The organism is Arthrobacter sp. JCM 19049 (genome assembly GCF_001310435.1).
The window spans coordinates 1-6,494 of record NZ_BAXF01000101.1 but is presented as its reverse complement, the minus strand read 5'-3'; the positions used below and the strand labels follow the sequence as shown (position 1 = coordinate 6,494).

Sequence of the window (6,494 nt, the reverse complement as noted above, 5' to 3'; positions counted from 1 at the left end):
TCCGGTGCCTGGTGGGGCGACCTGGAACCCGGAACTGGCCTACCTGGTGCACGCGATCACGGCCGCAGCCTGGCTGGTGCTCATTGCCTTCCAACCCGGCACTCCCCGGCGGGAACCGGTGCAGCAGGCGGTGCAGGGCACCAGCGCGCAGGGCCTGAAGATCTTCAACCGCCTGGTACTGCCCATGGCCCCCTGGGTCTTTGGCCTGGCCACCAGCGGCTTCGCGGTGGTCCCGGCGCTGACCGGTAGGGGTGCCGGGGCGAGCCTGTTGTTCTCCACCATCACCGTGGCGGTCACCATGGGCCTGGGGGCCCTGATCCAGCCCTTTGCCCGGCGCTGGGACCGGCCGGGAACGGCAAGGCTGCTGGTCATTGGACTGCTGACCGCGATCACCACCTACCTGGTGATGATCCCCGTGGCGTTGACCGGTTCCACCGCCCTGGGCCTGGTGGCCTCGGTGCTGGCCGGCTGCGCGAACGGGATCCTGCTGCTGGGTGGGCTGGGCCAGGTGCTGGCGTTGGCCGGTCCCGGCGAGGTGGGCAAGCTGACTGGACGGTTTTACTCGGTGTGCTACATCGGCTTCCTAATTCCCACGCTGCTCTCACTGTGGCGGCTGTTCGCCGACCCGCTGTATTTCATCCTCCTGTTGGGGGTGCTGTGCGTGCTCAGCTTGGTTTGCGTGCTCAGCAATCGGACACTGTTGGCCGGACCCAAGATGCAGCCGGTAAAATCTGGTAGTTAACCCCAACGCTCAGTAAGCTGGTGTGGCCCGCTATCACAGGTTCCCTGGGAACGAGGACTGCACTCATGAAATTCCCAGCTGGAAACCCCGACGCTGAACTTCAGTCCGAGGAGGTACTTGGTGCCGAAAATTATCGACCATGATCAGCGGCGCCTGGAAATCGTGCTGGCCACCAAAAAGCTGATCATCGACGGCGGCTTCCGGGCGGCGACCATGCGCGAGATCGCGGCGGCCGCCGGGTACGCCAATGGCGCCCTCAAACGATACTTCGAGGGCAAGGACGAGATCCTGATGGCCACCAGCCAGTACGCCACCGCGGTCCTGGTTGAGCGTCTGCAGCGCACCGTCTCCGGGCTGCAGGGAATGGACGCGGTCTCGGCGATCTTCGAGCAGACCCTGCCCGACCGGCAGGACAACAAGGAACTGGCCCGGGTGCTGCTGACCTTTTGGGAGCAGTCCATTGGCAACCTGGAACTGAGCAAGGCATTCCTGCGCAACCTCAGTCCCTGGCGCAACCTGGCCGTGATGTACCTGCACCAGGCGGTGAGCCTCGGGCAGCTGCACAGCCGGTGGGACCCGTCAACGGTGGCCGATGAGCTGCTGACGCTGACGGTGGGGGCACACGTGATGGTTCAGCTTGATGACCGGGAAGAAACAATCCAACAGCATACCGGGCACCTGCGCCGGCGCATCAGCGAATTGCGGGCGGATGTGCCTGAAGAAGCTGCGGTGAACTAGGCCCGGCAGGCAGCCGGAAGGCTCGCGGCTACCTGGTGGCGGTGTCGTGCTTGAGCATGGCGGTGGTGCGGTAGGGGATCACGTCGCGCAGGATCATCGAGGTCGAGGTGCGGGTGATGCCCGGGCACAGCCGGATGACCTCGCTGACGCGGTAAAGGTCATCCGGGTCCTTGGCGGCCACCCGGATCAGCAGGTCGGTGTCCCCGGCCGGAGCCACACACTCCAATACCTCGGGAATCTGGCGCAGGGCCTCAATCGATTCATCCAGCCGCGCCTGATCCAGCTCGGCGCTGACCACAGCGGAGACCCCACGCCCCAGTGCGGCCGGACGAATGCGTGCAGTGTTAGGGCGCAGGCGCCGGAGTGCGCCAGGCGCTCCAGTCGGGTCTGCACGGTTCCGCGGGCCAGGCCCAACTGCTGGGCCAACATCATGATCGGCACCCGGGGATCATTGTCCAGCGCCAGCAGGATCCGCCGGTCGGTTTCATCGAGCTGATACGTCTCCGGGATCATGGGGTCTCTCCTGCGCGGTAGCGTCAAATCGAACAATCAGGCGGGTTGCCTTCGTGAAATACTAGTCAAAATGATCAGCCACCCCCAAGCGTGTTGCACGGTATGACCGGTAATGTGTCGGCTGCCCGGAAGTTCCTCTCGTCTAACCGAAACGCACGGTTATCCACAAAACCGCAATAAATCGAACCCAAAGTCAGCTAATGGACGTAACGTGTTGGTTATGAGATTCCTACGCCTCGAAGATGTTGCCGAAGAGTTGAATGTGAAGCTGCCCCAGGTGCGTGCCCTGGTCAAAAGCGGAGAGCTGCCGGCGATCCAGATCGGTGGACGCGGGATGTGGCGGGTGGAGCGTGTGGAGCTGGAGAACTACATTCAACGGCGTTACGCGGAGGCGCGGGAGGACATCGCCCGCGAAACCAAGTGAGAACCCTTCCGGCACCGGGGATTGACCGGTGCCCGGTCGGGGCTACTGCTGGTCGAGATGGTGGATCAGGCATCGTGCACAAACTGCGCCTGGCCCCCGTAGGTATCGCCAAAGCGCTGATCCGCCACGTACATTTCCGCGAGGTTGCGCACGTACCGGTGTAGGACGCTGGGGTCGTCACTCCCGTGGCCCGGGGTGCCGGGAATGCCACGCAGCCACCGCACGTGTTCTGCCGCCAGCTGCTGGGCCTCGGCCGAATCGGGGCTCAGGCCCCGTGTCCCGGCATTGGTCCACGCCGCGATCAGGGCCTTGGACTGCGCCATGAAATCTCCCCGCTCGTCTGCGGACAGGGCTTTCCACCAGCGGTCAGAAGCGGTGTAGCTCTCTTCACCCCAGCGCTCGATGACCTCCTTCCGGTATTGTTCGTTGATTCCTTCGAAGGATTCATTTAAGTCCATGCTCTCTCCTCGGTTGAGCCTTTCAATGGTTTTCTGCAGGGTTTCCAATTGCCGATCCAAGGCCGCGCGCTGTCCTTTCAATACCTCAATGTGTTCGGTGAGTGCCGCAATCTGGTCCTGCTCCTGATTCAGGATGGCGCCGATGGCCTTGAGCTCCATGCCCATGTTGCGCAGCAGCAGAATCCGTTGCAGCCGCACGATCGATGCCTGGTCGTAGAGGCGGTATCCGGCGGTGGAAACCTCAACCGGCTCAAGCAGCCCGATGTGGTCATAGTGCCGCAGGGTGCGGCTGGTGACCGACGCGGCTTGGCGGCCTGTTGGATCGAGTAGCGCTCGACTGGGCGGGAGGAATTGGCTTGCATGCCCACAACGCTAAAGGTTGACGCAACGTCAGGGTCAAGGGGGTTTCGCGTCCAATCAGATATGTCGCAAGTCACATCCACTAGCTTTTTCGGCAGAATGACCAGGAATCGACAGGCGACTCGTCGTCGCTTGATCAGATTGATCAACGATTAATGTGCCTATTGCTCAGTCTGTCGAATGCGTATTTACTAGAACCAGAACAGGCAACCGAGGCTACCGCCAGCGGGGCCGATGACCCACCGGAACGCGAACCAAGCATATTCATGTTCAGGGTGCAGAGGACGCTTACCAGCCGAACCGGGTCAGCAGAAACACTACAGATGGTCCGAAAGGCTTCGTGGCAGAGCGAAGCGTTTCGGACCATCTGCATGTTCAGCGGTTGCCCGTAGCTATTCCGGACGCGGCAATATTGATGCTCTTGGCCCATGTCTCCCCGGTCCTTCCCCAACCCACCTGTCGGCCCCGCAAATCCTTGACCCGCGCGGGACTCACCGATTCGCTGGCCGGTTTTGGGAGAATTGCAGTGTGAGCCCTCGAACTACTTCACGTTTCGTCTCCGCCGTCCGCTCGGCCCTGACCGTTTGGTGGGTGCAGTGGTTGCTGGGAATAGCCGCCGTTGTGCTGGCCTTGCTTCCCTGGCTGACGGCCGAACCTGGAATCCAAGCCACAGCGGGGCAAGAGGCGGCCACGAGCCTGCTTCCCCTTGCGAGCAAGAAGCCCCACCTTCTTTTCCTCATGGGCGGCGCCTCGGCGCTGCTGACCGGCCTGGGCACCCGGCTGCTTGCCTACCGGCGTGGACGGTGCGCGGTACTCTGTGGCCTTGGACTGCTGACGGGATGGACGGCGGCCATCTACCAATCCTGGACGGTGCTTCGCGCCGCGGCGCTCGACGTGGAGCAGCTGGGCGTGCATCTCGGACTGACACTGTCGATGGTGGTGGGCGTATTAGTCCTCCATGCCGGACTGTCCTTGGCACCCTTGGGCGGGTTCTCCATAGCCCTGGCGGTGTTGAGCCTGATGCCGGGGTACTGGCTCGGCGAAGTTCTGGCAGTGGACGCGGTGCAAACACACTTGGACTTCCTCGGGCCCATAATGCTGGGCATCGCCTTGGGCTACCTGGGATTTGCCCGGGGTAGTGCCCTATTGCTGTGGTGCGCCGCGCTACTGGTGCAATGGATCATGCCCGCAGTGTTGTCGGTGGCTGCCAGCTTCTCCTCGTCCGCCGAGGACCTGCGGTCCCCGAACAACCTTTGGGCCGTCGGCCGCGAGCAGCTACTCCAGCTTCACCACGTCTATCTCGGGTTGGGCACGCTGGCCACGGCCATGCTGCTTAGCGTCATCCTCCTCTTCGTGCGCCGGGCGCGACACCGCTGATTGCCGCTCATGCAAGCTGTTTGATGACCCGAGCAGGATTGCCTGCGGCCACAACCTGCGGGAATGTCACGGGTAACCACCGCGCCGGCACCGATGACCGAGTTGTGTCCGATGCTGACTCCGGGGACGATGACGACGCCCCCGCCGAGCCACACATTATCCCGAGTGTGATGGGCTGCGCGGACTCGATCTTGCTGCGACGCTCTTCCGGATCCAGTGGATGAGTGGGGGTGAGCAGTTGGACGTTCGGGCCGATCTGGCAATCGGCGCCGATCTTGATGGGTGCGACGTCAAGGGCCGTGAAATTGAAGTTGATGAACGTGCCTTCACCGATGCTGATATTGCTTCCGTAATCGACTCGCAAGGGTGGGCGAATATCGACCCCGGTTCCCAGTTCGCCGATCAGGTTTTCCAGGATGCGGCGGGCGCTCGCCGGATCCTCAAGGTAGGCCCGCTCGTATTCGTAGGTTCGGGACAACGCTTGCTGCGATAGTTGCGCCAATTCGGCGTCCGCGATGTATGGGTCACCGGCAAGCATTCGTTCCCGATTGGAGCGGGAGTCATCGGCAAAAAGCTCAGTCATGGCACCAGCATAGAAAATGGTTTCGCATCCAGGCCAAAGGCGCTGATGGAAATGCGCAGGGAAATCTGGTGAGCTGGTTGGCATGCGCATCGAAACGGATCCGCAGCAAGTTGCTGCTGCGGATGTCTACCACCTGTTGAAGAATCTCATCATTCCCCGCCCGATTGCCTGGGTGTCAACCGTGGATCAGCGCGGGACGCCGAATCTTGCGCCGCATTCCTTCTTCACGCTTGCCAGTGCGAATCCACCCATTGTTCAGTTCACCTCAGTGGGGCGAAAAGACACGCTACGGAACATTGAACAGACAGGCCAATTCACCATTTGCTTCGCCTCTCGTCACCATGTCGAGGAAATCAACGCCAGCGCCACCGAGTTCGAGCCCGGCCGCAGTGAATTCGCGGAAATAGCTCTCGAATCCGAGCCTGGCTTTCGTGTGAAGTCCCCACGCGTGGCTGGTTCCCCTGCCGCACTGGAGTGCGAACTGGAGCAAATCATTGAGGTGGGCGATTCCTTCCTGGTGCTCGGCGAGGTCGTGCATGTTGCGGTGGATGACAACGTCTGTAATGACCAGCAGCGCCCGGATGCCCAGCTGCTGAATCCGGTGGCGCGATTGGGTGGCGCCCAGTGGTGTTCCATCGGCGACATCATGAGCATTCGCCGCATTCCGGTGGAGAAATGGGACGAACAGCGAGCCTCCGCCGACTAAGCAAGCGACAATTCTTGCCGCGCCACTTGGCGATTTACTGGGCGAGCTGCACTAAACAGAAAATGTGTACTTTCTTATGACGAACCTGACATAAAATTAAGCAGCCGTGACATTTCGAATCTGCTCGTCGCCCTTCCTCGCGCCGTGCTCGAAGGGCATGCGCAATCTTTTGGAATGCTAGGCAAGACTGGCGACCGGCTGTACTGAGGCACCCGGGGCGCAGAGCAGCCCCGGGTGAAAGTTGAATAGATGGCTCGCACACTACGCGGCACAGCGCTGCTGCTTGCCCTGTCCGTTGTCGTCGGTGGAGCCCTGCCCGCCGCTACGGCAGGTCCCGTCGCAGCGGCAGCGCTGGCTTCTCCTGTCGCATCTGCCAGCGTTGCCACAGCCAAGGCAACGATCAAGAAGAAGACCACTACCAACCTCAACCTGCGCCAAAAACCAACGGCCTCATCCAAGTCGCTTCTGGTGATTCCTACAGGCGTCACGCTGACCGTCCTAAAGAAGAGCGGCACCTGGGAGCAGGTGAAATATGCGTCAAAAACGGGTTGGGTCTCCGGCAAGTACCTGACTTCCACCAGCGCTCCGAAGGC

At 61.7% G+C, this 6,494-nt stretch carries 8 protein-coding genes and 3 pseudogenes; 7 read left to right on the top strand and 4 right to left on the bottom strand.

Annotated elements, in window-relative coordinates:
* Positions 1–742: MFS transporter (locus tag JCM19049_RS06780; RefSeq protein ID WP_279402627.1), on the top strand; the 742-nt coding region annotated here is incomplete at its 5' end.
* Positions 743–862: 120 nt separating this feature from the next.
* Entirely contained in the window at positions 863–1,480 is a 618-nt protein-coding gene (locus JCM19049_RS06775; RefSeq protein WP_054821202.1) for a TetR family transcriptional regulator, read from the top strand.
* Between the two features lie 28 nt (positions 1,481–1,508).
* Here the strand turns inward: JCM19049_RS06775 and JCM19049_RS06770 are convergent.
* Positions 1,509–1,921, bottom strand: a pseudogene (locus JCM19049_RS06770) (Lrp/AsnC family transcriptional regulator).
* Here JCM19049_RS06770 and JCM19049_RS19125 point away from each other — a divergent pair.
* Together JCM19049_RS19125 and JCM19049_RS06765 are read left to right on the top strand one after the other, a co-directional pair.
* The gene (locus JCM19049_RS19125) at positions 1,844–2,014 is read left to right on the top strand and encodes a hypothetical protein (RefSeq protein ID WP_279402629.1); all 171 of its coding nucleotides are present in this window, start codon (positions 1,844–1,846) and stop codon (positions 2,012–2,014) included. The pseudogene JCM19049_RS06770 and the gene JCM19049_RS19125 sit on opposite strands and share 78 nt — an antisense overlap.
* A 199-nt stretch (positions 2,015–2,213) precedes the next feature.
* Positions 2,214–2,417 carry a helix-turn-helix domain-containing protein gene (locus JCM19049_RS06765; RefSeq protein ID WP_054821201.1) on the top strand — a complete coding sequence of 68 codons (204 nt, stop codon included), beginning with the start codon at positions 2,214–2,216 and terminating at the stop codon, positions 2,415–2,417.
* Positions 2,418–2,482: 65 nt separating this feature from the next.
* Here JCM19049_RS06765 and JCM19049_RS23250 read toward each other — a convergent pair.
* Positions 2,483–3,169, bottom strand: a pseudogene (locus JCM19049_RS23250) (MerR family transcriptional regulator); the annotation flags it as partial.
* Positions 3,170–3,826: 657 nt separating this feature from the next.
* On the opposite strand from JCM19049_RS23250, the gene JCM19049_RS06755 reads away from it, so the two are divergent.
* The gene (locus tag JCM19049_RS06755; protein WP_054821199.1) at positions 3,827–4,612 is read left to right on the top strand and encodes a hypothetical protein; all 786 of its coding nucleotides are present in this window, start codon (positions 3,827–3,829) and stop codon (positions 4,610–4,612) included.
* Here JCM19049_RS06755 and JCM19049_RS22360 read toward each other — a convergent pair.
* Together JCM19049_RS22360 and JCM19049_RS22355 are read right to left on the bottom strand one after the other, a co-directional pair.
* Positions 4,531–4,767: a hypothetical protein gene (locus JCM19049_RS22360; protein WP_306420724.1), complete on the bottom strand. Its 237-nt coding sequence runs from the start codon at positions 4,765–4,767 to the stop codon at positions 4,531–4,533. The two genes, JCM19049_RS06755 and JCM19049_RS22360, sit on opposite strands and share 82 nt — an antisense overlap.
* A 245-nt stretch (positions 4,768–5,012) precedes the next feature.
* Positions 5,013–5,150 (bottom strand): annotated as a pseudogene (locus JCM19049_RS22355) (maltose acetyltransferase domain-containing protein); the annotation flags it as partial.
* Between the two features lie 127 nt (positions 5,151–5,277).
* Here JCM19049_RS22355 and JCM19049_RS06745 point away from each other — a divergent pair.
* Both JCM19049_RS06745 and JCM19049_RS06740 read left to right on the top strand, forming a co-directional pair.
* Positions 5,278–5,901 carry a flavin reductase family protein gene (locus JCM19049_RS06745; protein WP_054821198.1) on the top strand — a complete coding sequence of 208 codons (624 nt, stop codon included), beginning with the start codon at positions 5,278–5,280 and terminating at the stop codon, positions 5,899–5,901.
* 249 nt (positions 5,902–6,150) lie between these two features.
* On the top strand, positions 6,151–6,494 hold a 344-nt coding region (locus JCM19049_RS06740), incomplete at its 3' end, for an SH3 domain-containing protein (RefSeq protein ID WP_279402626.1).

Bases quoted from the DNA above. Each gene is read 5' to 3' on its own strand.
- JCM19049_RS06765 (WP_054821201.1), top strand. From the start codon at position 2,214: ATGAGATTCCTACGCCTCGAAGATGTTGCCGAAGAGTTGAATGTGAAG.
- JCM19049_RS06745 (WP_054821198.1), top strand. From the start codon at position 5,278: ATGCGCATCGAAACGGATCCGCAGCAAGTTGCTGCTGCGGATGTCTAC.